The sequence below is a fragment of the Nostoc sp. genome, from assembly GCF_036917815.1.
Lineage (GTDB): Bacteria > Cyanobacteriota > Cyanobacteriia > Cyanobacteriales > Nostocaceae > Nostoc.
This window is the reverse complement of record NZ_JBALEK010000042.1, coordinates 25,179-50,690: the sequence shown is the minus strand read 5'-3', so window position 1 is coordinate 50,690 and position 25,512 is coordinate 25,179. Positions and strand designations below refer to the sequence as shown.

The following is a 25,512-nucleotide window of genomic DNA, read 5'->3' as shown; positions in this document are numbered from 1 at the left end:
AAGGGTTTTCAACGGGGTTTCGTATAAACAAAATTTAACTTGGTAAATGGCTTTAATAATGAGTTGCCGACTTGCGATGATGCACAGCTGTAACGCCATCAGTATCTAGCACTTTGCCACTCTCAACAGTTGCATAAACCAGCCAATGGTCGCCAGATTCCATCCGGTTTTGTACGGAACATTCGAGATATGCTAGGGCATCGGTAAGTATGGGAGAACCGCTTTCAGTTTCTTGGGCGGCAACATCAGCAAATCGGTCTTGTCCAGGGCCAAAAGGTTTGAGGAAGTGCTTCATCAATCCCAAATGATTCCCTTCTTTAAGAATATTGAGGACAAATTTGTTTCCTGTATGGGTCAGTGTTTCTACTGCGCGGTCTTTGGCAACAGCGATGGTTAAACCAGGCGGATTAAAGCTGGCCTGAGCTACCCAAGAAGCTAACATGGCACTGGAGCGATCGCCTTCTTTGGCGGTGAGAACGCAAAGAGAACCCACAATCCGCCCAACTGCTTGTTCTACAGTAGTTGCAGGAAGACTTGGCGATCGCACTTTTCGAGCTTTTTTCAGTGCTTGGGCAAAGTCGGTTCCAGCTTCTTCACACAATTGTAAGGTGGCATCGTCGGGTTTGAATTTGACGCGGATGGTATCAAAACCAAACCGATAGCCAGCATCTTTTAATTTACTTTCAATTAAATCAACCGCTTCCCCACTCCAGCCAAAGGAACCAAAAGCACCAGCAAGTTTATTATTAGTAGCGGTGGATAGCACAATTCCTAAAGCTGTTTGTACAGGTGTGGGTGCATGACCGCCGAGGGTAGGAGAACCGATGATGAAACCAGCCGATTTTTCCACCGCCGCCCGGATTTCTTCTGGTTCAGTAAATTCACAGTTAATTGATTCTACAGCAACGCCAGCTTTTGTAATGCCACGAGCGATCGCTTGGGCTAATGTTGCCGTATTTCCATAAGCTGATGCATAAATCAACGCTACTGTCAAGTCAGCAGATGTTTGCTGTTGACTCCATTCTCGGTAAGCTTTGGTAAGCTCGATTAAGCCATAGCGCACCAAAGGGCCGTGCCCAGTGGCATACATTCTCACGGGAAAATCGACAAGTTTATCCAGCGCTGTTTCCACTTGACGGGCGTGGGGAGCCATGAGGCAATCAAAATAATAGCGCCGATCCTCGTTATATACTTCCCAACCTTCATCAAATACCTGATCTCCACAAACATGGGCACCAAATAACTTATCTGAGTACAAAACTTCTGTTTGGGGATCGTAGGTGCAAAGTTGATCTGCATAGCGGGGATTGGGAGTAGGAATAAATTGTAAATTATGTCCGTTACCCAAATCTAGAGTTTCTTCGCCCCGCATCACAAGAATTTGCAAATCTGGATTTTCCAGCGCCCCCCGTAAATTTTTCGCCCCTGGATTAGAACAAACAAAGGTGATTTGTGGGGCAATTGTAAACATTGCTTTTAAAGTTGCAGCGCGGTTGGGGTTTACGTGTCCCAAAATTACATAATCTAAGTCTTCGAGATGGAAACGCTGCTGTAACGCTTCTAAATAAATTTCCGTAAACGTTTCCCCTGGAGGATCGATAATGGCGGTTTTATCGCTTTCGATTAAATAAGAATTAGCAGTTGTACCCTTAGCAAGAGCATATTCAATTTCAAATCTGAGCCTTGACCAACTGCGCGATCGCAGTATTCTTGTATCTGTAGCTATTGGATAAACTTGAACATCACGGGGTTTATTTTTTGACATGGGGAGTAGGGAATAGGGAGTGGGGAGTGGGGAATAAGAAGTAGGAATCACCACTTCCTATTCACTTTTTTAATAATGCTTTCCGACATGGCTTTTGGGGTAATGGGGAACAAGAAGTAGGAAACACCACTCCCTACTCCCCACTCCCTCTCTTAATAATGGTTTCCAACTTTACGATGATGCACAGCAGTCAAAGCTTCTGGCTTAGAAACCCGTCCGGCGTAGACTGTGCTGTATACTGCCCAATGATCGCCGCAATCCATTCTACTCATGACTTCGCACTCCATATAGGCGAGGGCATCGTTGAGGATCGGCGCACCATTTTCGGCTGACTGAGTTCTCACGCCTTCAAAGCGATCAGCACCAGGGGCGAAACGTTTCAAAAAGTGTTTCATGAGTGGTTGGAAATTGCCTTCTTCTAAAATGTTAAGAACAAAGCGATCGCCTACTTGCATGAGTGATTCAATTGCCCGATCTTTGGCGACTGCAATGGAAAATCCCAAGGGTTTAAAGCTAGCTTGAGCAACCCATGAGGCTAGCATAGCACTGGAAACATCGCCTTTTTTCGCAGTAATAATATACAGTCCGCCGCTAAGTCTGCCTAGTGCTTTATCTAAGTCAGCACCAATGGATTTCATGGCTTTGATAGTGCGATCGCGTGTTACCCATTGAGCTAAGTCTGTACCCGCTTCTTCACACAACTTGTAAGTGTTTTCTGTGGGTGTTTGTTTAATCCGAATCGCTGGAAAAACTGTTGTCAAACCCAAATTACGGAATTTACTCACTAAAGGATCTATCGGCTCATCATCGCCACCACCGGTTTCAAATACGCCGATAGCTTGCTTTTCTTTAGCAGATCCTAAAACTGTGCTGAGTGCAGCTTGGATGCTCGCAGTCCCAGAAGCCGGAGGTAGACCAACGATTATTCCAGCACAGCGTCCAACTAGTTCCCGCAGCTCTTGTAAATCGACTTCCGAACCCAAATCGACAATTTCCACGGCGACACCAGTTTTGCTGATACCATTGGCAATTGCTTGGGCGAGGCGATCGCTATATCCGTATTCGGAAACGTAAAATATGCCAATCACTGTCTCTGGTTTTGCTTGGGTTTGGCTCCAACTGCGGTAACGTCCAACTAATTCCTCAACATTGTGAGATAATAATGGCCCGTGTCCTGTGGCAATCATGCCGATGGTTTTCAGTTCCGCCATCCGCTTCAGGGCAGACAAAACTGAGCGTGCATTCGGTCCCATCAAGCAATCGTAGTAGTAATGAAAGTCTTCTTCGATCGCCGGCAAGTCTTCATCAAAGGTGCTATCTGAGCAGTAATGCAGCCCAAAAGCATCGCAGGTGTAGAGAATTTTGGTTTTGTGGTCGAAGCTGAAAATGGTATCTGGCCAATGTAAATTTGGAGCAATCACAAATTCAAATTCATGCCCATTGCCCAAATCTAAGCGATCGCCATTTTTCACAATCCGCCGTTTAAATGGCTGATGTACAAAATCCTCAAGAAACTGAATCGCCACCTTAGAACCGACAACGGTAATTTCTGGAGCCATTTGCAGCAAATCTTTAACTAAACCGCTATGGTCTGGCTCGGTATGGCTGATAATCAAATAATCAATATCTGTTGGCTTGATTAGTCCGGTGAGCGTATCAAAATATAGTTGACGAAACTTTTCGTGAGAGGTATCAACTAAAGCAGTCTGCTGCCCACGGATGAGAAACGAGTTATAGGTGGTACCGTTTTGCAGACCAAACTCAATATCGAAGCGATCGCGATCCCAATCTAAAGAGCGAATAGTCGTCGTCTCTTGAGCAATTTCCACAGTCTGTATGGTGAGCCGTTTTTCAGTTTTTTCGGTGAGTGCTACCATAACTCCCTCCTTGACACAATGAGTATTTCTTCCTCTTCTTTTATTGTTACACGGCTTGAATGTTAATTTTTATTAAAAAACCTATAACTGACTTAAAAAAGTTAAAAGTGTGAAACCGCATAAGCACCCAGAACACACAGATAATATTTGGCTAGCTTTGGAAATTGGGAACTCTCGGCTACATTGGGCGTTGTTTATTGGCGAGACGTTTTATTCAGCTTGGGATACCGACTATCTACCAGAGTCTGTTATACAACAGTTGGCTGAATGTCAAACCCTGAATGATTTACTAGAAAAAATTTTTCCACAAAGTGAATCTCTAATAGAACTTACGCATCAAGTACGAAATGTAGGGGCAATTCATGAATTGCCCCTACGGGAAATCAAGGCTTTCACTGCCTTTTTGCGTAAGTCCTATCTAACAAACACTCTGCCCCTGTGTCCTCTCCTCGTCGCCTCTGTAGTTCCCAGCCAAACTGCTATTTGGCAAAGTTACCCAAATATTCGCATTATTACCTTAGACCAAATACCACTAAAAGGCGTGTATCCCACATTAGGAATTGACCGGGCTTTAGCTTTGTGGGGTGCGGGGAAAACGTGGGGTTTTCCAATGTTGGTAATTGATGCTGGGACAGCGCTAACTTTTACGGCTGCCGATGCTAATGAGTGTCTAGTTGGAGGTGCAATTCTGCCGGGATTAGGCTTGCAATTTGCAACTCTCGGTCAACAAACAGGACAATTACCATTTGTAGAGACACAAAATTTGGCGTTTCCACCACCACGTTTTGCCCTGAATACAACAGAGGCAATTCAAAGTGGAGTGATTTACACATTAATAGCTGGAATTAAAGATTTTATTGAGGCATGGTGGGATTTATTTCCTGATGGTAATATTGCAATTAAAGGGGGCGATCGCACTTTATTAATTAACTATCTACAAGCTTTATATCCTGAAATAGCAGCATATTTGATTGTGGAACCAAATTTAATTTTTTGGGGAATACGGGAAATTGTTATGGGTGATGAGTAAATGGAAAATATTGGGGCGATCGCAAAACAAGCAGACAGATTAAGGCACCGATGGAATAAAATTAACAGAGAAGTTTACCCATATCATTCCTTGGCGTTTCCCGACCCTATCAAACCAGAACACCTTACGGGTAAGTTTATTCAGTTGCCCAAAATTGGCAAACTGAAAATGATTTTGCACCGTCCCATTCCAGAGGGATTTAAAATCAAAACTGCCACGATTACACGTATTGCTGACGGCTATTACATCAGTCTTAGCTTAGAAGATGTAACTGTGCCTAGCGTCACATCTGACGTTATCCCCACATCTGACAACACTGTGGGTATTGATATGGGGCTGAAATCATTTTTGGTAACGAGTGACAACCAAGAAATAGAAATTCCCCAACATTACCGTAAAAGCGAGAAGAAGCTGAAGCGGCTGCAACGTCATTTATCTCGAAAAAACAAGGGGTCAAATCGTCGCAAGAAGGCTATTAAACCTGTTGCGAAAACTCATTTAAAAGTTGCCAATCAGCGTAAAGACTTTCATTATAAAACTGCAATACTGTTATACGTGTGCCAAAAATAGCCGATTATGAACTTCGGCGTGAACTATTGAGACAAGGAAAACAAAAAAGTATAGACCGCCTCAACAAACTTAGTCCAACTTGTCTCATACCACTGACTCCCGAAACGATGCGAAAAGCAGCCGAATTATGGGCATGGGTCAGAAACCAGAGCAAACCTACAGCAAGCAATGAAAGCTTGGATGGTGATGTAATTCTTGCTGCTCAAGCAATTCTCCAATTGAAGAGTTTTGCTCAGGTCATAGTTATGACAACAAACTTAAAACACATATCACCGTTTGAGAGCCAAGGAATATGTGTATTGGATTGGCTGCAAACTCTGAATGAGCTAGTTTAATTCGTTTAAATTATGGCTTTTTAAGATAGTTTTAATAAACTCCCCAATCTCCATTGCCACAACTCCAGCACAAGATTCTGGTAAGTCATTTCCAGCATGGGCAATGATTTTTAACTCAACTTTCGGCATCAGTTGAGCATAAACCCGACTCTTGGCTAAAGCATCTGGTGTATCTTGGCCACCTTGTAAAATAAAAACTGGGACATCTATCATATAAAGCCGCTTTTGCACTAATTCCGCATCAATTTCTACTTGTCGCCGTTTAAAAAGTAACTGACAAGCTATAGGGTAACGCGACACATCCTGACGTAACTGCAAGTCCTGGGCAATTTTTTCATGCCAACCCAGGATTTTAGTTAAGGGAATTAGCGATCGCAACAATTTAACTATTAGTGGTGGATAATTCAATAATCGCCGCATCTTCCGGCAATACTCTTCTTGTCCTGCTATCTCTACACCCTCCGGTGCTAGCAGTACCACACCATCAACTTTATCTGGATACTTTAAAGCATAGCTAGTAGCAATCCAACCTCCAAGAGAATGCCCTACTAAATATACTTTTTCTAGCTTTACAGCTTGCAAAAACTCAGCTAGACACTCAACTTGTAAATCTATCGAATGGTGGATATTCGGATTCTCTGATTCACCAAAGCCTAATAAATCAGGTGCAAAACAATGAAAATCTTGTGCAAGGGACTCCATCACAGATAACCATTGACTGCTCTCATTCCAAGCACCGTGTAAAAAAATTATAGGAGTGTTTTCACCGACTTCACGCCAGAATAATAGCCCTTGAGAGAGCTTTCTTCGGGAGTTACGGAATAGTATATCCATCTTAATTTAGTAGTTAACTTGTAGCATCATAATAAATAGTCATTAGTCATTATTAATTAGTTTTGGACAAATTACAAAAAGAGAAGTGGGAGCCGTTCGTTTAGCGTCTCCTTGGCGCAGCCTCTCATAGAGAAGAGGGCTTCCTTAAATCATAACTTTGGCGGCAAAGGACAAAGGACTAATGACTAAATATTGTTATGCCAATGTTGTCAAGCCATTTAAGTAATCTTGCAACTGCCGAGTATGGTCGTGAGACATCTTTTCTGAAGGTAGCAAACTGGGAGAGAAAGCTTGGATTTCCATAACTTCTAAAGTATCCTTAGTTTCCATTGTCCCATGTACATCGGCTTCAACCACAATACAAATTGAATGGATTCTGGGATCGCGGTCCGGTGCAGAGTAAACTCCTACCAAACGGTTAATTTTCAGCAATTCTAGCCCCGTTTCCTCTATCAACTCCCGGCGGACTGTATTGGGAATATCTTCTCCCCAATCCACTATCCCTCCAGGTAATCCCCAAAGACCATTGTCGCGCCGCCGGATTAGAACTATCCGGCCATCGGGTAAAATTGGGATGATACTAGTGCCAGTAATGGGATGACGAAATATGATACCCAATACTGTTTGTCCAATACGCCATAAGTTACGTGTGGACTCGACAGCTGCCGGAAAAAAAGCAATAACGTTCAATCTTCAAAATTTATGTGTTGTATTCTATGGTTCCCTACCACTTACATACACTCAACTAATAAAATTTTTGTTGAGTTTTTTTTATACAAAAAATGCTTGTGGGTTGAGATTTTATTCTCACGATTTACGTAGAATATTATTAATTCTAACATCAAGTTTCAACAGAAGCACTGTACTTAAATATACATAAAATTTGTTAAATCAGAAGACTTTTCAGTTTATAACTAACATTAGCCTTGCCCAAACCAGCTATCACTAATAGTTTTTCAGCACATATTCAAGAAATTAATCTGAATAATAAGTTAAAATCCAGAATTCACAATTGAAAATTAAGCGGGGTTTGAGACCGCCACGTAGTTCTTGAGAATATTGATTGGTTTGTTCCAATAAAAACAACTAGTTAGCTAACTTATACCTACTTTGATAGATTTGAATCTAACACAAGGTATTTTTGGTCAGGGATAATTATAAATTTTCTTGACATAACAAGGTTGAATGCGGTAGACTAGTACACTGTTTAAAGCGTATTTATTGCTGCACTAGGCTACAAGTATATCAATAACATTGGTAGCTGATATTGCCTACGTGATGCCTAGTTGTTAGTTTTTTTGTTGTTTATTAATGAGGTGAACATGGCCAAGCGCCGTAACCCGAAAAAAGAAAAGGCGCTACGGAACCAGGCGTATGCCAGAAAGTTTCGTAAACGGACTACGACAGGAAGAATGCAGAGAAGGTTCCAACAAAGACCACCAAAGAGTGAAGAAGAAGAAGGCGCAGCAGCAGCTGACACTGAATAAGCTGCCTGCCTAAATCTTTGTTATTTTGATTATTTAGTTTTTAGGGCGTACAAAAAATGTGCGCCCTTATTTATTGTTGGGAATGGGGCATTGGGCATTGTTTATTACCTCCCCAGTCCCTAGTCCCCAGTCCCCACTCCAATTTGAGCGCGGGCAGTTATGAGTGCTTTTCTTACCTGTACAAAGCCAGTACCACCGTAACTGTTGCGGGCTGACACAACTTGACGGGGGGATATGGCCTCATAAATATCTGCTGCAAATGCTGGATGTAGTTCTTGCCACTCTGACAATTTCAAATCTTTCAGGAGTTTACCTGCGGCAATACTAGTTTTGACTACTTTACCCACGAGGTTATACGCTTCTCGGAAAGGAACGCCCCGTGCTGCCAGATAATCTGCTACATCGGTAGCATTAGAAAAATCTTCTGTCACTGCTTGAGCCAAGCGCTGGGTACGAAATTCCAAACCTTCTCTGAGCAAAATCGTCATCGCTTCTAGCGAGGCTTTGACTGTCTTAACGCTATCAAATAAACCTTCTTTATCTTCTTGTAAGTCTTTGTTATATGCCAGGGGTAGCCCCTTCATAATCACTAACATTGCCTGGAGATGACCAAATACCCGCCCCGTTTTTCCCCGCACCAATTCTGGCACATCGGGGTTTTTCTTTTGGGGCATGATGCTGGAACCTGTAGCGCAGCTATCTTTGAGGGTGACAAAGCGGAATTCTTCTGATGACCAAAGAATAACTTCTTCTGCAAGACGGCTGAGGTGAACCATGATCAAGCTAGCAGCACACAAGAATTCGATCGCAAAATCGCGATCGCTCACTCCATCGAGACTGTTAGCATAAATATCGTCAAAATTCAACAGTTTGGCTGTGTAGTGGCGATCGATGGGGAAAGTAGTTCCCGCTAAAGCACCACACCCCAAAGGTGAGATATTCACGCGGCGAGAAACATCTCCTAAGCGTTCCCAGTCGCGCTGCGCCATTTGAAAGTATGCCAAGAGGTGGTGAGCTAAACTCAGGGGTTGGGCGCGTTGCAGGTGTGTATAGCCAGGAATTAGGGTTTCAACGTGCTTTTCGGCTATATCCAGTAAAACACCTTGAAATTCTCGCAATTCGCTTTTGATTTGTTGGATTTGGTCGCGGAGGTAGAGTCTAGTGTCGGTGCCAACTTGGTCATTACGCGATCGCGCCGTATGCAGCTTTTTACCCACATCGCCGACAATTTCCGTCAATCGCCCTTCAACTGCAAAATGCACATCTTCAGCATCGACACCAGGCTGAAATTTTCCCTGGCGGTACTCTTGGCGAATCTGTTCTAAACCTGCAACCAGTTTCTCTCCTTCTTCTGGGGAGATGATGCCCGTGTGAGCAAGCATTTTGGCATGAGCTTGAGAACCAGTCAGGTCATATTCGATTAATTCAATATCAAAACCGATACTGGCATTAAAACGCGCGATCGCTGGATGCAACGCTGATTCAAATCGCTGGCTCCAAGTTTCTTCTTTGGTCATAAATATTATGAAAGGAGTGGGGAGTGGGGAGTGGGGAATGGGGAGTAATGTTTTAGGAAGAGAGGAAGACAATTTTCCTGATTTCCTACTCCCCACTCCCCCCTAAATTCAACCGTAGCTTGTTAGATTCCGAATCATATAGCCAATGACTAAACCAATCAAGAATGCCCACACTTGACCTGTTTGTATAAAGTGGTTCCAAGCTTTTTCAATCTGACCCAAAACGTTTGGATCGGTGATTGTTTGTGCTAGGGCTGTCAAATTTACAGGCAAATGCCAAAATAACTGAGAGATTAAATTGCTGTATTGGCTCATATTTGATGCTTAAGAAGTAAAGGGTGGCAAATTTCAGCATCAGTCTATTTTTGATATTAAATACTGATATTGTACTGAAATCTTGGATATAACTTTAATGTCTTAACTCAAGATGCAGCCGATGCCAACCGCAATTTCTCGGCAGTTCGCAAAATTTGCCCCGCCAAAACTGCTGCGCCAAAACCATTATCGATATTTACTACACCTACTCCCGCAGCACAAGAGTTAAGCATTGTCAATAAAGGTGCTAAACCGCCAAAACTTGCGCCATAACCGATGCTGGTGGGTACGGCAATTACAGGACAACTCGCTAAACCAGCGACAACGCTAGGTAAAGCGCCTTCCATCCCCGCCACGACAATCAACACCGATGCTGAGTCAATCAGGTGGCGGTTACTTAATAAGCGGTGAATCCCAGCAACGCCAACATCCCAGAGGCGCTGGACGCAAAAACCAGAAAGTTCAGCAGTGACCGCCGCTTCTTCAGCAACGGGTAAATCGGCGGTACCAGCAGAAAGAATACCGATCTCTCCTTGGAATTGTGGTTCGATAGTAGGGGGAGCGATCGCACAAATTCGCGCCGATTGGTAATATCGCAAACCACTAACTTTTGATTGCAGTACGGCATAAACTGCTGGTTCAATGCGAGTCGCCATCACCACCGGATTACGGAGGCGCATCGCCTCCATAATTTGAGCAATTTGATCGGGAGTTTTACCTGGTCCCCAAATCACCTCCGGGAAACCAGTTCTTAGCTGGCGATGGTGGTCGATTTTGGCAAACTCACCTACAGATTGATAAGCTAAGTCTTTGAGTGATTCTACTGCCGTATCTGGGGTAACTTTACCATTGGCAACCGCTTCGAGGAGCGATCGCAAAGTTTTTTCATCGGTCATTGGTAATTAGCCCTTTATCTTTTGTTCTTTGTCATTTATCAGTCATCCAATGCCCCATACTTCTCTTCTTAGGCTGCGCCAACGACTGCGCTCAGTACAAGTGCCCAATGCCCAATGCCCAATCCCTAATCGGTTACTTTGATTTGTTCAATATTCCAGAAAGCACCGCCAAGGGCAGAGAATTTAATCCCTTCAAAACGATTACGTACTGCTGACATTGAATAAGGATTAACCAGGTAAATAAAAGGTAAATTTTCTTGGGTAATTATCTGTGTTTGGGCATAAAGTGCTTTAACTTTAGCTTCATCTAATTCTCGTGCAGCTTGAATGTAGAGCTTCCCTATTTCCGTTTCCCAAGGAGCAACCTCCCAACCCTGAATCGGCTTTTGTCCTGCTTGGGGTTTCTGATTAAACATGTGCAATCCGCCTTCGGGTGCCCAGACATTAGCACCATCATTCGGTTCCAATCCGCCGGTCAGACCCATCAAAGAAGCTTCCCAATCCAAAGAGTTAGAAACTTTGTCAGTAAAAGTATTCCATGCTAACGGCGTGAAATCAACTTGAATGCCGATTTTGCTCAAATCTTGTTTAATCTGCGCTCCCATTGCCTCACGGATTTTATTTCCAGCATTGGTAAGTAAAGAGAAACGAACGTGATTACCCTGAGCATCTACTAACTGATTGTTGTTGTACTTAAATCCTGCTTTTAGTAGTAATTCCTTCGCTTTTTGCTGATTGTAATCGTAAACTTTTAACCCTTCTTTAGGGGAAATGTAATATGGGCTTTGCACAGAAATCGGCGAATCTTGTGCTACACCCAAGCCGCGAAAAGTGTTATTAATCATCGTTTGGCGGTCAATTACATAGGCTACAGCCTGCCGAAATTGAACATTATTAAACCATTGAGACTTAATCGGATCGACCAGTGGTTTTCCGTCTCTTTTACCTTTGTTGAGATTGAACAAAATAAACGATGTACTGGATGTTGGTCCACCATTATAAATGTTGAAATTACCCTGCTTTTCTTGCACCTTTAGTAAAGAAAAGTACTCTGGTGACACTCCGACAGTATCTAACCCGCCAGAACGAAATTGTAGCAAGGAGGTATCTGTTGATTCCACAATTTCCCAAATTACCCGCTCAATATAAGGCTGGGAATTGCCTTGAGTATCCTTGCGCCAGTAGTAGGGGTTACGCTGGAAGACCACACGCTGACTCGTGTCGTAGCGCTCTATTTTGTAAGGACCATTGACAATAATTTGGTTTGGAGGAGTATCAACACCCCATTTTGTCAGAAAGGTCGGATGCCCATTTTGGTCTTTTGTTTTTACCGATTCTTGCAATATATGGGCGGGCAAAATTGGCGAACCCGTACTCAGTAGGAAAGGTCTAAAGGGTTCCGGTACGCTAAACTCAACCCGACGTTCATCTACTTTTCTGACAGTGGGCAATTTCCGACTTTCACCAATCCGCAGTGAGTCTCTAACATCAGTAGGAATCGCTTCGTTTAAGTAAATATCGTTGTAGGTAAACACCACATCATCTACTGTTAGTGGCTGACCATCAGACCATTTCAAACCTTCGCGTAGGGTAAAAACAATCTTTAATTTATCATCGGAAATTTGCCAAGATTCTGCTAATGCTGGCTCGACTTTAGCAGTTATCGGATTTTGGCCGATTAACCCTTCATAAATTAGAGGAAAAACATTTGGCGATTCCTGACTCAGAGGGTAGTTAAAGGTTTTGGGATCGCTGAGAATGCTACTTACTAATTGCGGCACTTTAGCAGCTGGGCTTTTAAAGTTAGCTGGGTTGCAGGAGGTAAGTATAAGTACTATTGCTGAAGTCATAATTATTGGCAACCAAAAATGTTTAATTGCCAGAAATCTTTTTCTGAAAAATTTCATAATTTCAAATTTATTCCATCCTAATCAGTCTTCTATATCTTGATCAGAGGCTAAAAAAAGTTACTCGAAAGCGACTAGCAAGACGACAGCATAAGCACAGATACCTTCTTCTCGGCCAACGGGGCCTAATTTTTCGTTGGTGGTAGCTTTGATGCCAATTTGATTTGGTTCTAATTCTAAAACCGCCGCTAATTTGTCGCGCATATTGTGAATATGCGGCTTTAATTTTGGACGTTCTGCTACTACCACCGAGTCAATATTTCCGATTTGCCAGCCTTGATCCCGAATCAGTTGATGTACTTGAGCTAATAGTACTAAACTATCTGCTCCCGCCCATTGAGAGTCACTAGGTGGAAAATAATGACCAATATCACCCAAGGATAATGCCCCAAGCATGGCATCCATAATCGCGTGGGTCAGCACATCAGCGTCACTGTGCCCCAACAAACCGAGTTCATGGGGAATTTGAATTCCACCTAAAATTAAAGCGCGATCGCTTACTAGTTGGTGAATATCGTAGCCGTTACCAATACGAATTTTAGTCATTAGTCATTACTTATTGGGCATTGGGCACTTGTACTGAGCGTACCCCTCCGGGGATCTTGCTACGCGTAGCGTCTCCAAGAGTTGCCGTTGGCGCAGCCTAAGAAGAGAAGTATTGGTTATTCTCTCACTCCCTCATCTCCCTCACTCGCTGATCTCCCATTTCTCCACAAGATCGGGGCGGCGATCGCGGGTTTTTTGAATTTGTTGTTCATAACGCCACCGGGCGATCGCGGCATGATTCCCACTGAGTAAAACATCAGGCACTTTTAAGCCGCGAAAATCCGCAGGACGAGTATATTGGGGATAGTCCAACAATCCTTCCTCAAAACTTTCTGCTGTGAGAGATTCCGTTTTGGCAACGGTTCCGGGTAATAGCCGCACTACACCATTAATCAAAGCCATTGCTGGAATTTCTCCGCCAGTGAGAATAAAATCACCTAAAGACACCTCACGAGTTACCAAATGTAGCACCCTCTCATCCACTCCTTCGTAATGCCCGCAAATAACTACTAATTGGTCATAATTTCTCACCAATTCTTTCAAAAGAGGTTGATTGATTGTTTGACCCTGCGGACTCATCAAAATTATTTCTCTTCGGGTTAGAATTGGCAGCGACTCCACAGCGTTAAAAATCGGTTCTGGCTTCATTAGCATCCCAACGCCGCCGCCGTAGGGTTCATCATCTACTTTTCGGTGCTTGTCAGTGGTAAAGTCCCGTGGATTAACCAGATGCACTTCGGCAATCTGTTTGGCTAAGGCTTTACCCAGCAGCCCAGAATTGAGAACAGAGTGAAAACAGTCGGGAAAAAGCGTAACTATATCAAAGCGCACAGTTATTCGTATTCGAGGACACTAATCTTAAATTTGAATGTCTAGCAAACACCATCAAGCCAAGGTCGGGTCAAACTCCAGTTAAACTTTATCAATAGTATCTAAAACTACCAGACCTCTTGGATTTTAGATGGGATCAAAAGTTTTTCTAATTACTTAATTTATGTTTAAATGTTGTCACAAGTACATTTAAATTAATAATCATATCAAGTTAACAACTTCCAGGATGCATCGAACCAGCCTCAGAAACAAGCGTAGTCTTAACTGCTCGTGCCCAACCCTAGAGTGGGAATCTAGCCCCCAAAGACTATTTTGCCCTGCTGCAAGTGGACAGGTGAAAACAAGGCGCTGGTTTTGAGGAACGGGAACGGACACGTTTAGACTGAAGGCAACGCGAGCGTTAAGCGAGAATTTAGAGAGTGCCTGACCCAGTTCCAAACTTCCAAAAAGTGTCCTCTCAAAGAAGTAAAGTGCAAAAATCATGGCTGCTTCTGAACCTTGTTAAATTCACCTGAGAGTTGTTGACAGGAGAAACACAATATGCCGCAATTACAAGCTAAATCGCTAGAAATGAGGACACCCCAAGCAACTAAAACCGCCGTTCTGGTTATCGGAGGCGCAGAAGATAAAGTTCACGGGCGCGAAATCCTAAGAACTTTTTTTGGACGTGCTGGTGCTAGTAAGGCTTATATTACAATTATTCCATCTGCCTCTCGCGAACCCGCCATCATCGGTGGTCGGTATATTCGCATTTTTGAAGAAATGGGTGCCCAGAAGGTAGAGATTTTAGACATCCGCGAACGGGAACAGTGTGAAGCCTCACAGATCAAAGCATCCTTAGAAGCCTGTAGTGGGGTATTTTTAACAGGAGGAGACCAGCTGCGTCTTTGTGGCGTATTGGCAGATACGCCAGCAATGGAAATTATTCGCCAACGGGTGAGGGCAGGGCAACTGACATTAGCAGGTACCAGCGCTGGAGCAGCAGTAATGGGGCATCACATGATTGCTGGCGGCGGGAGTGGAGAAACGCCAAATCGTTCCCTGGTGGATATGGCAACGGGTTTAGGATTTATTCCTGAAGTAATTGTTGACCAACACTTTAACAACCGGAATCGAATGGGGCGACTGATTAGTGCGATCGCAGCTCACCCCGATCGCTTAGGTATTGGCATTGACGAAGATACTTGTGCGGTGTTTGAACGTGATGGTTGGCTACAGGTTATGGGTAAAGGCAGTGTTACCATTGTCGATCCCACCGAACTCACCCACACCAACGAACCCCATGTCGGTGCTAATGAACCATTAACCGTGCATAATTTACGTCTCCATATCCTCAGCTACGGCGATCGCTTCCACTTGTACCAGCGCACTGTATTGCCTGCTGTACACCGGATCTCCAGCTGACGGGGTAGAGTATCTGAGGTTACACTGTGTTGACCGCAAATTTTAGATTTGGGATTTGGGATTTTTAGATGAAAAGAGCTTTTCCTGCATCATTCGTCAGAAAGTTAGCGAAACAAATCTCAAAGATCCTGGTTTTGCAGCGTACCGTTCTCCCAACTCAGATTAGCTACGCTATCGTTAATCTAAATAATTAAGGGAGTTAAGTACCTTTGTAGTCTCTTTCAATCTAAAAAACCCTCGATAACTTGCTAACGCTACGCTATCGTCAATCTAAAATCCAAAGTTGGTTGACCGCACATTTATTTCTTACCGTAGAAAAATGATAAGAATACCATGTAAAAAGAAAAAACTGTTTGCAATGAACAGTTTAGCGGTCAATTACAGTAAGAAACTAGAATTTTGGTTCCGAATCTCCATCTACCTATTCCCATGAGAATCCTCAAGATCCAGACCTTACGCGGCCCAAACTATTGGAGCATTCGACGCCACAAACTGATCGTCATGCGCCTCGATTTAGAAACCCTTGGCCAGACGCCCTCCAATGAAATCCCTGGCTTTTATGAAGGATTAGTTGAGGCGCTGCCGAGTCTGGAGGGTCACTATTGTTCGCCTGGCTGTCGTGGTGGTTTTCTGATGCGAGTCAAAGAAGGCACTATGATCGGTCACATAGTGGAACACGTAGCTTTAGAACTCCAGGAATTAGCTGGTATGCATGTCGGCTTTGGTCGCACCCGCGAAACTGCCACACCCGGAATTTACCAAGTCGTGATCGAGTACCTGAATGAGGAAGCGGGACGCTACGCAGGACGAGCCGCAGTACGGTTGTGCCAGAGTATCGTTGATCGAGGCCGTTATCCCAAGGCAGAACTAGAGCAAGATATCCAAGACCTGAAAGACTTCACCCGTGAGGCTTCTTTGGGTCCTTCCACCGAAGCGATCGTCAAAGAAGCAGAAAAAAGAGGTATTCCCTGGATGTCTCTGGAAGCCCGCTTTTTGATTCAGCTAGGCTACGGCGTGAACCAGAAGCGAATGCAAGCCACAATGACTGATAACACCAGCATTCTGGGCGTAGAATTAGCTTGCGATAAAGAAGCCACTAAACGCATCCTCGCGGCTGCTGGTGCGCCAGTACCCAGAGGTACAGTGATCAACTTCTTAGACGATTTGGAACAAGCTATTGAATTAGTTGGCGGCTATCCCATCGTCATCAAGCCTCTAGATGGCAATCATGGACGTGGGATCACCATTGATATCAGAACTTGGGAAGAAGCTGAAGCCGGATATGAAGCTGCCAGACAGGTTTCCCGGTCAATTATTGTCGAAAGGTATTATGTTGGGCGCGACCATAGGGTATTAGTGGTAAATGGCAAAGTAGTCGCAGTCGCCGAACGCGTCCCGGCTCATGTCATTGGCAACGGCAGATCCACCATCGCCGAACTGATTGAGGAAACAAACCTTGACCCAAATCGCGGTGAAGGACATGATAACGTCCTAACCAAGATTGAACTAGACCGCACCAGCTACCAGTTGCTAGAAAGACAAGGCTATACCCTAAATAGCATGCCACCCAAAGGAACCCTTTGTTATCTCAGAGCAACAGCAAACTTGAGTACAGGTGGTAGCGCCGTAGACCGCACCGATGAAATTCACCCAGAAAATCTTTGGTTAGCACAACGGGTAGTCAAGATTATCGGTTTGGATATCGCCGGACTCGATATTGTCACCACGGATATTAGCCGTCCTCTGCGGGAAGTTGATGGCGTAATTGTCGAAGTTAACGCCGCTCCCGGTTTTCGGATGCACGTTGCCCCAAGTGTGGGTATTCCCCGCAACGTTGCTGGCGCAGTGATGGATATGTTGTTTCCTAATGAGCAATCTAGCCAAATTCCCATCCTCAGCATCACGGGTACTAATGGCAAAACCACCACTACCCGACTGCTAGCACATATTTATAAACAGACGGGTAAAGTAGTAGGTTATACTACTACAGATGGGACATATATCGGTGATTACTTAGTAGAAGCTGGCGATAACACTGGCCCCCAAAGTGCCCACGTCATCCTGCAAGATCCCACAGTAGAAGTAGCAGTGCTGGAAACGGCTCGCGGTGGCATTCTCCGCTCTGGATTGGGCTTTGTAGCTGCAAATGTCGGTGTGGTATTGAATGTAGCATCAGACCACTTAGGAATAGGCGATATAGATACCATTGAGCAGTTAGCTAACCTCAAAAGTGTAGTAGCGGAAGCCGTATTCCCTGATGGCTATGCGGTACTCAATGCCGACGATCGCCGTGTCGCCGCCATGTCAGAAAAAACCAAGGCTAATATTGCTTACTTCACCATGAACCCCGACTCCGAATTGGTGCGAAAGCACATTCAAAAGGGCGGAGTAGCAGCAGTTTATGAAAATGGCTATTTGTCAATTGTTAAAGGTGATTGGACACACCGCATAGAAAGAGCAGAAAGTATACCTTTAACAATGGGCGGACGTGCGCCGTTTATGATTGCCAACGCTTTAGCTGCAAGTTTGGCAGCATTCGTGCAAAACGTCACAATTGAACAAATTCGGGCTGGTTTGAAGACTTTCCGGGCTTCAGTTAGTCAAACACCGGGACGGATGAATCTATTTAATTTAGGCAACTACCACGCTTTGGTAGACTATGCCCACAACGCAGCCAGTTACGAAGCTGTAGGTTCCTTTGTGCGGAACTGGACTACAGGACAACGGATTGGCGTAATTGGTGGACCAGGCGATCGCCGCGACGAAGACTTTGTTACTTTGGGTAAACTAGCAGCACAAATTTTTGATTACATCATCATCAAAGAAGACGATGACACACGGGGACGACTACGGGGATCAGCCGCCCAGTTGATTATTCAAGGCATCACCGAAGTTAAGCCTGATAGCCGCTATGAATCAATTCTGGATGAAACCCAAGCGATAAATAAAGGCTTAGATATGGCTCCTGATAACAGTCTGGTAGTAATTTTGCCAGAAAGCGTGACTCGCGCTATTAAGTTAATTAAGCTGCGTGGTTTAGCGAAGGAAGAGACACACCTACAAAATCCTGGCACAACTGTTGTCGATTCCCAAAATGGGACCACACCTTCTTCTGTTGTTAATACCTTGCTGTAGTCAGGAATCAGGAGGAGCTAACGGACTGACTCCTGTATTCTGACTCCTTTAATTACAATTACTGTTTTTCTTCTTCCTGATTGGTTTCCTCGCTGGGAGTTTTCATCTCTTCCTTAAAACCTCGTAGGGTTTTGCCCAGTGAGGTTCCCAGTTCGGGAATTTTTTTGGGGCCGAAAATTAGAATAGCGACTATGCTAATTACAGCTATTTCTGGCCATCCGAGTCCAAACATATAAATTTCCTCTAAGGCTTCTGTAATTAAATATAAACATTGATGGCTCAAATCCAATGAGTTCGCCACTGATCAGCGCTCGATCCTCTTGCAGAGACAGGGTATAAATAAAATCAATAGAAATATAGCGCTTCTCGTTTGTATGCAATACACTCTGACCTCTCTCCTAAGAGGATGTCTGAAAAGTTTTTTTGTATACGCCTAACCCTTGGAGATCCCCCTAAATCCCCCTTAAGAAGGGGGACTTTAAGACTCTTATTCCCCCCTTTTTTAAGGGGGTTTAGGGAGGATCAACAAATATTTGATACTTTTCAGACATCCTCTAAAAGGAGAGAGGCTTTGAATCTTACCCCCCAACGAATTTTGTACCACATCTGAGTCAATACGATTCAGTTAAGGCTAGTACTATGAGTCAAAGTCATTTTTTTAACGAACCGCAGAGGCGCAGAGGACACAGAGAGAGAAGAAGGATGAGGAAAAATTGCTTAACTGAACTGTATTGACATCTGAGTGGGAACCGATACAAGTACTTAAAATAATAGCCAACTACTTTTCAAACAACCTCTAAAACAGTCCTAACTGTACTGATTTGTTATTATCAGCATTTTCTGTTGCTATTGGTGGTAAATCTACTGGAGATTCAACAACCAAAGGAGCATTTTCTTCAAATCTCAGTTTTGAGCTTCTAATGTAGTCTTCATCAATCTCAAAAGCTAACCAGCGTCTTTGTAAAGTTTCTGCAACTCGACCTGTCATATTAGAACCAGCAAAAGGTTCTAAAACAATATCGCCTGGTTCTGTACAAAGGTTAATAACAAACTCTGGTAAAGCTTGAGGGAATCTTGCTGGATGTGGCTTAAAACCTTCTTGTTTGCAACGCCTTTGGTAATAATCGTTGGACGCAGTATTCGAGGCAGAAATCACATTTACCGGCTGAACTAAATCTTCAAATAAAATTTCTTGTATAAAAGTCTGTTGCCCTATTTCTTCTTTGTCTGTACTAGAACGTCCATCAATGATATTCGGTGGAATAGCTCCTCCCCTGTCCTTCCCAAACTTATCGGAAATATCATGACCTGATGGCCTAACCTTGGGTTTATACCCATTCTTTAGAAGGTTTTTCATCGCATCACTATAAGGCTTTAAAACCCTTCTATTATTAGCTTTAGGATGCGGTTCTTTTGATAGCCACCAAATTGTATTTACCGAATCTTTAACTCTTTCTCTGCGAACTGTTACCCATTCGGCAGGGGTGGGTAGTTTTGCTGGATTATACCAATACAATTCTTGTGCAAGATAAAATCCAAGTCCGCCTTTTTCTTTTGCTTTGCACAAAGCAACAACCAGTTCAAAATGATAAAGAGAACGAACTGGCATCCCCTTAATCCAACTGCCACCAATATCAATAACTAGTGAGCCTGTTGGTTTAAGAATACGATAAAATTGTGCCGCATAATCTTTAAACCATTCAACATATTCATCAGCATCAACGTTTCCGTATTCTTTTTTACGAACCAATGCAAATGGTGGAGAGGTACAAATTAAGTCGATACTTTCGTCGAGAATACCTGCCATTAATTCTAGGCTGTTTCCCAAATAAGCACCACCAAATTTCGTTTCGTAGTAAGGGTTACAATTAAGTCTCATCTAAACTTTGTTAGTATATTTGTACGTATGAAAACAGTATCATCCATAAAAGCATAAGTTTTCCAATTGTTAGTTATTTTTTTGCTCAATTTTAGGACTTAGGCAAAACTACACGCGGTAGGGGCAATTCATGAATTGCCCCTACCCAAAAATAAGGCTTTCGGCGTTTAGATGTTTTTGAATTAATTCCATTAGCGATCGCCTTGGGAGCATCCCATTTTGGAATATGTAGTCTCGCTCGCGTAATAGATAGCAGCGAGCAAGATGCTCGCACTACAAATAAATCTGCAAAATCGGGATGCACCCGATCGCCTTCTGCTTGTAGGTGCCATTTTTAGACCTGTTTTAGATTATTCGTTTTGCTTATTCTCGCTGAATTGGGATACCCAACCAATCACTTAATTCACAGGCTAACCATTCGAGTTCTGCTTGTGATTGAATAGTGCCGTTAATACCAAATGGAATAGATGGAATAGTGCTGTTATTTTTAATACAAAGCTGATATTTTTGTACTCCAGCCCAAATCTCTAATTGCGCGGGTACTTCAATTTGACTTCCCTCAGAATTTTTAGCAGAGTGTTTGGGAACGTAAAGCAGTTTACTGATATTTTCTCTTAGCGATGGGTCGGGACGATCGAATGTAAATCCCAATAAATCATAGCTTAAGGTAATTTGCTGCTGATTTATATGCAATCGAATATGTCCAAACAGAGCAAATAAAACGGTATACACCATGAAACAGCCAATACCCCAAAAAGGAAGTGAGAATAAGGCAAAGAGGATGTTGGCAGGAAAAGGTACAACAAAAAGTGCGCTAACTGTCCAAAGGAGGTTAAATGAATTCCAGCCGATCGCAACTAAACCTAAGAATCCTATTAATGGATTAAAACCAACAGGTGGAATGATAATTTCTAAAGAATCCAAATTTTTGGTTAGTTGAATTTTACTACCTGCTGGTTTACCAATGCTTAAAACATTTGTCGCTGGAAACTCTGATTCATCCAAAGCTTTTAGTGCAGCAGTTGCAGAACTCAAACGCCGTTCTAAACTCGGTTCAATCATCCACTCTAACCAACGAGTCAGTCCTGGACTCAAATGAGCTACCTGCTCAAACTGAATCCGAAAATCTTTTTGGGGTAAATCGGCTGGGTGAGTACCTGTCACTAAATAAATTAACGTCGCTCCTAAACTATAAAGATCAGAAGCTGTAACAGTGCGTCCGCCAAATTGTTCCTGTGGCATATAGCCATAGGTTCCTACCACAGTCTTACTACCTGTTTCTGTAGCTAGGATAGTTTGCACAGAACCAAAATCTATCAGATAAAGTTGACCAACACTATTACCAGAGCGATCGCCCAATAAAATATTACTAGGCTTAATATCACGATGGATTACAGGCGGATGCAACCCATGTAAGTAAATCAGAATTTCTAAAAGAGCTAAGGCTATCTCTTTGATTTCAGCTTCGGTAAAAGTCCGCGCAGTTTGTAAGTATTGCTCTAAAGTTTGTGCTGGGATATAACTCTGTACTAAGGCAAATCCTTTGAGAGTAGGTAATTTTACCTCAAAATAGTCTAAATATTGAGGAATAAAGGGGTGTGATAAAGATTTTAGGGTTTGGGCTTCCCGCTCAAACAGCTTGAGTGAATTCCATTCAAAGTCACTAGCAAAAGAAAGTAACTTGATAACCACTAATTCCTGAGTTTTCAAGTCACAAGCTAACAGCGTCCACCGCCCTGCTTTTTTTCCTAATAGCTGCCTGACTTCGTAGCGATCGCTTAATACTTGACCAATCATAAAAAGTATTGTTTTATACTTTATTTTTGAGGCACATCTAAATTCAGCCATAACTAGTACAGCACGCCGTAAATAAACCAACCATTGCAAATCAATGAAACGCTTAGGCTGTATTCATTTTTAATTTTTAATTTTGAACTCCGCCTTGCCGTACTAGTCCCTTGTAATATCAATACCTAACCAATACTTCAATTCCTGAGCTAGCCATTCCAGATCCGCTTCAGATTTAATCGCACTACCACCAAGTTGATATTTTTTTACTCCTGCCCAAATATCTAATTGTGGTGGAACGGCAATTCTTATGCCTTCAGAGTCTTTAGTAAAATGTTTGGGAATGTAAACCAACTTAGTAATACTTTGTCTTGACGATGCACGGGGACGAGAAAATTTCCAACTAAACAACTCCCAGGTTAGGGTAATTTGTTCGGAATTCAGGCGTAAGCAGATGCGTCCAAATAAATGAAAGAGAAATTTATATATCATGCCAAAACCAGCACCCCAAAAAGGAAGTGAAAACAAGGCAAAGGGGATGTTGACAGGAAAAGGCGCTGATAGTGCGCCAATTGTCCAAAAGAGGATAAATGAATTCCAAGCGATCGCAAATAAACCTGTGAATAATATTGATGGATCAAAACCACCTGGTGGAACGATAATTTCTAGAGAATCCCCATTTTTCGTTAATAGAATCTTACTCCCATCTGGTTTGCCAACCACCAAAGTAGGTAAGTTTGTCGCCTGTGGTTTTTCTAAAGCTGCGATTGCTTCGGTAGCAGAACTCAAACGGCGTTCTAAACTGGGTTCAACCATCCACCTTAACCAATTGCTAAAGCTGGGACTCAAATTAGCCCCTTGTTCAAACTGAATGCGAAAATCCTTTTGGGGTAAATCGGCTGGGTGAGTACCCGTCACTAAATAAATTAAGGTTGCACCTAAACTATAAAGGTCTGATGCTGCAACAGTGCGTCCGCCAAATTGCTCCTGTGGCATATAGCCATAGGTTCCTACCACAGTTCTTGTGCCGGTTTCGGTAGCCAGAACTGTCTGAACTGAGCCAAAATCTACCAAATAGAGTTGACCGACACTATTACCAGAACGCTCCCCCAATAAAATATTGCTAGGCTTAATATCACGGTGAATTACAGGCGGATACAGCCCATGTAGGTAAACGAGAATCTCTAAAAGTGCTTTGGCTATCTGCTTGACTTCAGCTTCGGTAAAAGTCCGCCCAGTTTGTAAGCATTGCTCTAAAGTTTGTGCGGGAATATAAGTTTGTACTAGAGCAAATCCTTTGATGGTAGGTAAATTTACCTCAAAATAGTTTAAATAGCGCGGAATTGAGGGATGTGCTAGGTTTTTTAAAGTTTCGGCTTCCCGCTCAAACAGCTTTAGTGAATCCCACTCAAAGTCACTACTAAAAGAGAGTAACTTGATAACCACTAATTCCTGAGTTTTCGAGTCACGAGCTAATAGCGTCCGCCGCCCTGCTTTTTTTCCTAATAGCTGCTGAACTTCGTAGCGTTCGCCGAATATTTCGCCAATCATTATGTTTTTTTATCATGCTACGGTTGAAAAGTTTTTATAGCTTATCGCTTTTCAATTTGGCAAATCGATATCTTTAGTATAATTGCGTAATTCTATGCCCTCCCAACTTTGGCCTTATATTACCCCTGGTATTCCCGATGAGTTGTTTGAACATTTGCCAGGAATTCCCCTGAGTCAGCGAGAAGTCCGACTGCTATTGATTGCCCAACTACGGCTAAAATCAGATTCCGTATTGTGGGATATTGGCGCAGGGACAGGTACAATTCCGGTAGAGGTGGGGCTATTGTGTCCAGGTGGAAAGATTATTGCTATAGAAAGGGATGAAGAAGTAGCTAATCTGATTAAGCGTAACTGCGATCGCTTTGATGTGAAAAATGTCGAAGTTGTTGAAGGCAGCGCCCCAGAATGTTTGCATGACCTCAAGGTTGCCCCTCACCGCGTTTGTATCGAGGGAGGACGCCCCATTCAGGAAATACTACAAGCAGCTTGGCATTATTTGCCACCATCCGGTCGGGTTGTAGCCACAGCTGCTAATCTAGAAAGTCTATATGCTATTTCCCAGAGCTTTTCTCTGTTAAGGGCTAGAAATATTGAAGTCGTCCAATCTGCGGTTAACCGTTTAGAGACGCGTGGCTTTTCTCAAAGCTTTACCGCCGTTGATCCCATTTTTATCCTCAGTGGTGAGAAACTGGATTAGGGAATGGGGGATTGGGGCATGGGGAAAATGGAGATGAGGGAGCAGGGGGAGCAGGGGAAGCAGGGGAAGAAAAAATAATTAATTAATGCCCAATGCCCAATTCCCAATTCCCAATGCCCAATTCCCAATGCCCAATGTCCAATGTCCAATGCCCCATTCCCAATATTTAATACTTCTATGCCTTGGTCTCGGATTATTAGTGGAATTGTTGCGATCGCTCTTGCTCTTTCTGTTACCCTTTTGGGCGGTTGGTACTTTACCATCGTGTTTGCGGTTATCATCTTTTTGGGTCAACAGGAATATTTTAATTTGGTACGAGCCAGAGGAATAGTTCCTGCTGCTAAAACCACAATGTTTGCTAGCCAAGTATTGCTGGTGATTTGTACGCTAGACGGCAGTTTAGCTGATGCTGTGATGCCAATAGCTGGCACACTTATTTGTTTTTACCTACTGTTTCAACCCAAATTTGCCACGATCGCTGATGTTTCCGCTTCCATTATGGGGCTATTTTACGTAGGTTATTTACCGAGTTACTGGGTGCGGTTACGAGCAATTGATAGTGCTGTTTTTAGCAATCTCCCTTTTGGAGGTTACTGGCCTACAACCTGGGCAGATTTTTGGGAAAAGGCAAATTCCGCTTCTTTACCACAAGGTTTTACAGCAACACTGCTGACTTTTTTGTGTATTTGGGCAGCCGATATCGGTGCTTACATTATTGGCAAATTCTTTGGGAAAACCCGTCTATCTGAGATTAGTCCGAAAAAAACTGTAGAAGGTGCCGTCTTTGGCATTACTTCAAGTGTTGCCGTCGCCATAGCAGGAGCTTATTATCTACACTTACCCAGATCCCCATTCACAGGTTTAGCACTGGGTTTGCTGATTGGCATTGCTAGTCTTTTAGGGGATCTTACCGAATCTATGCTCAAGCGGGATGCTGGAGTCAAAGATTCTGGACAGTTAATCCCTGGTCATGGTGGTATTTTAGACCGTACTGATAGTTATATTTTCACGGCTCCTTTGGTTTACTATTTTGTGACATTACTTTTGCCGCTACTATAGGGCATTGGGTATTGTAAGTTAGGAGTTAGAAGTAGAGACGCGATTAATCGCGTCTGTACAGGAGTTAAGAGTTATTTATCTCCCTCATC

22 protein-coding genes are annotated in these 25,512 nt (G+C 43.2%); 7 read left to right on the top strand and 15 right to left on the bottom strand.

Going from position 1 to position 25,512, the window contains the following annotated elements:
* Positions 1-52 precede the first annotated feature (52 nt).
* Positions 53-1,765, bottom strand: coding sequence for a diflavin flavoprotein (locus tag V7K97_RS12400; protein WP_334801267.1), 1,713 nt, complete (start codon positions 1,763-1,765; stop codon positions 53-55).
* Positions 1,766-1,917: 152 nt separating this feature from the next.
* A complete protein-coding gene (locus V7K97_RS12395) occupies positions 1,918-3,642 on the bottom strand; it encodes a diflavin flavoprotein (protein ID WP_334801266.1) in 1,725 nt (574 codons plus the stop codon).
* A 109-nt stretch (positions 3,643-3,751) separates the two neighbouring features.
* Here V7K97_RS12395 and V7K97_RS12390 point away from each other — a divergent pair, with 109 nt between their 5' ends.
* From V7K97_RS12390 to V7K97_RS12380, 3 genes are read left to right on the top strand one after another with little or no spacing between them, the layout of a single operon-like run.
* Positions 3,752-4,672: a pantothenate kinase gene (locus V7K97_RS12390; protein WP_334801265.1), complete on the top strand. Its 921-nt coding sequence runs from the start codon at positions 3,752-3,754 to the stop codon at positions 4,670-4,672.
* On the top strand, positions 4,673-5,242 hold the full coding sequence (locus V7K97_RS12385) for an RNA-guided endonuclease InsQ/TnpB family protein (RefSeq protein ID WP_334801264.1): 570 nt from the start codon (positions 4,673-4,675) through the stop codon (positions 5,240-5,242).
* On the top strand, positions 5,230-5,577 hold the full coding sequence (locus tag V7K97_RS12380) for a hypothetical protein (RefSeq protein WP_334801263.1): 348 nt from the start codon (positions 5,230-5,232) through the stop codon (positions 5,575-5,577). The genes V7K97_RS12385 and V7K97_RS12380 overlap by 13 nt, the downstream gene beginning before the upstream one ends.
* On the opposite strand, the gene V7K97_RS12375 is transcribed toward V7K97_RS12380, so the two are convergent.
* The 8 genes from V7K97_RS12375 to trmD all read right to left on the bottom strand — a co-directional run bounded on the left by V7K97_RS12375 (position 5,569) and on the right by trmD (position 13,910).
* Positions 5,569-6,411, bottom strand: coding sequence for an alpha/beta fold hydrolase (locus V7K97_RS12375; RefSeq protein WP_334801262.1), 843 nt, complete (start codon positions 6,409-6,411; stop codon positions 5,569-5,571). The genes V7K97_RS12380 and V7K97_RS12375 overlap by 9 nt on opposite strands.
* A gap of 195 nt (positions 6,412-6,606) precedes the next feature.
* Positions 6,607-7,101 carry an NUDIX hydrolase gene (locus tag V7K97_RS12370; RefSeq protein WP_334801260.1) on the bottom strand — a complete coding sequence of 165 codons (495 nt, stop codon included), beginning with the start codon at positions 7,099-7,101 and terminating at the stop codon, positions 6,607-6,609.
* A gap of 916 nt (positions 7,102-8,017) precedes the next feature.
* The gene (argH, locus tag V7K97_RS12365) at positions 8,018-9,415 is read right to left on the bottom strand and encodes an argininosuccinate lyase (protein ID WP_334801259.1); all 1,398 of its coding nucleotides are present in this window, start codon (positions 9,413-9,415) and stop codon (positions 8,018-8,020) included.
* A gap of 108 nt (positions 9,416-9,523) precedes the next feature.
* Positions 9,524-9,730, bottom strand: a complete 207-nt coding sequence (locus tag V7K97_RS12360) for a hypothetical protein (protein WP_334801258.1) — start codon at positions 9,728-9,730, stop codon at positions 9,524-9,526.
* A 107-nt stretch (positions 9,731-9,837) separates the two neighbouring features.
* Entirely contained in the window at positions 9,838-10,626 is a 789-nt protein-coding gene (gene larB, locus V7K97_RS12355; RefSeq protein WP_334801256.1) for a nickel pincer cofactor biosynthesis protein LarB, read from the bottom strand.
* Between the two features lie 125 nt (positions 10,627-10,751).
* Complete coding sequence (locus V7K97_RS12350; protein WP_334801255.1) at positions 10,752-12,476, bottom strand: ABC transporter substrate-binding protein; 1,725 nt, start codon at positions 12,474-12,476, stop codon at positions 10,752-10,754.
* 117 nt (positions 12,477-12,593) lie between these two features.
* A complete protein-coding gene (ispF, locus tag V7K97_RS12345; protein ID WP_334801253.1) occupies positions 12,594-13,079 on the bottom strand; it encodes a 2-C-methyl-D-erythritol 2,4-cyclodiphosphate synthase in 486 nt (161 codons plus the stop codon).
* Positions 13,080-13,220: 141 nt separating this feature from the next.
* Positions 13,221-13,910, bottom strand: coding sequence for a tRNA (guanosine(37)-N1)-methyltransferase TrmD (gene trmD / locus V7K97_RS12340; RefSeq protein ID WP_334801252.1), 690 nt, complete (start codon positions 13,908-13,910; stop codon positions 13,221-13,223).
* 540 nt (positions 13,911-14,450) lie between these two features.
* On the opposite strand from trmD, the gene V7K97_RS12335 reads away from it, so the two are divergent.
* Positions 14,451-15,314: a cyanophycinase gene (locus tag V7K97_RS12335; protein WP_334797970.1), complete on the top strand. Its 864-nt coding sequence runs from the start codon at positions 14,451-14,453 to the stop codon at positions 15,312-15,314.
* A gap of 429 nt (positions 15,315-15,743) precedes the next feature.
* Positions 15,744-18,449, top strand: coding sequence for a cyanophycin synthetase (cphA, locus tag V7K97_RS12330; RefSeq protein WP_334801451.1), 2,706 nt, complete (start codon positions 15,744-15,746; stop codon positions 18,447-18,449).
* Positions 18,450-18,507: 58 nt separating this feature from the next.
* On the opposite strand, the gene tatA is transcribed toward cphA, so the two are convergent.
* From tatA to V7K97_RS12305, 5 genes are all read right to left on the bottom strand, one after another.
* On the bottom strand, positions 18,508-18,681 hold the full coding sequence (tatA, locus tag V7K97_RS12325; RefSeq protein WP_334801450.1) for a twin-arginine translocase TatA/TatE family subunit: 174 nt from the start codon (positions 18,679-18,681) through the stop codon (positions 18,508-18,510).
* 564 nt (positions 18,682-19,245) lie between these two features.
* Positions 19,246-20,328, bottom strand: coding sequence for a DNA-methyltransferase (locus V7K97_RS12320; RefSeq protein ID WP_334801251.1), 1,083 nt, complete (start codon positions 20,326-20,328; stop codon positions 19,246-19,248).
* A gap of 91 nt (positions 20,329-20,419) precedes the next feature.
* Complete coding sequence (locus tag V7K97_RS12315) at positions 20,420-20,632, bottom strand: hypothetical protein (RefSeq protein WP_334801249.1); 213 nt, start codon at positions 20,630-20,632, stop codon at positions 20,420-20,422.
* A gap of 59 nt (positions 20,633-20,691) precedes the next feature.
* A complete protein-coding gene (locus V7K97_RS12310) occupies positions 20,692-22,125 on the bottom strand; it encodes a serine/threonine protein kinase (RefSeq protein WP_334801248.1) in 1,434 nt (477 codons plus the stop codon).
* 153 nt (positions 22,126-22,278) lie between these two features.
* Positions 22,279-23,667, bottom strand: a complete 1,389-nt coding sequence (locus V7K97_RS12305; RefSeq protein ID WP_334801247.1) for a serine/threonine protein kinase — start codon at positions 23,665-23,667, stop codon at positions 22,279-22,281.
* A gap of 94 nt (positions 23,668-23,761) precedes the next feature.
* Here V7K97_RS12305 and cbiT point away from each other — a divergent pair, with 94 nt between their 5' ends.
* Together cbiT and V7K97_RS12295 are read left to right on the top strand one after the other, a co-directional pair.
* A complete protein-coding gene (gene cbiT / locus V7K97_RS12300) occupies positions 23,762-24,364 on the top strand; it encodes a precorrin-6Y C5,15-methyltransferase subunit CbiT (protein ID WP_334801246.1) in 603 nt (200 codons plus the stop codon).
* 177 nt (positions 24,365-24,541) lie between these two features.
* Positions 24,542-25,423 (top strand): phosphatidate cytidylyltransferase, encoded by an 882-nt coding sequence (locus tag V7K97_RS12295; protein WP_334801449.1) that lies wholly within the window; start codon positions 24,542-24,544, stop codon positions 25,421-25,423.
* Positions 25,424-25,512: the final 89 nt, after the last annotated feature.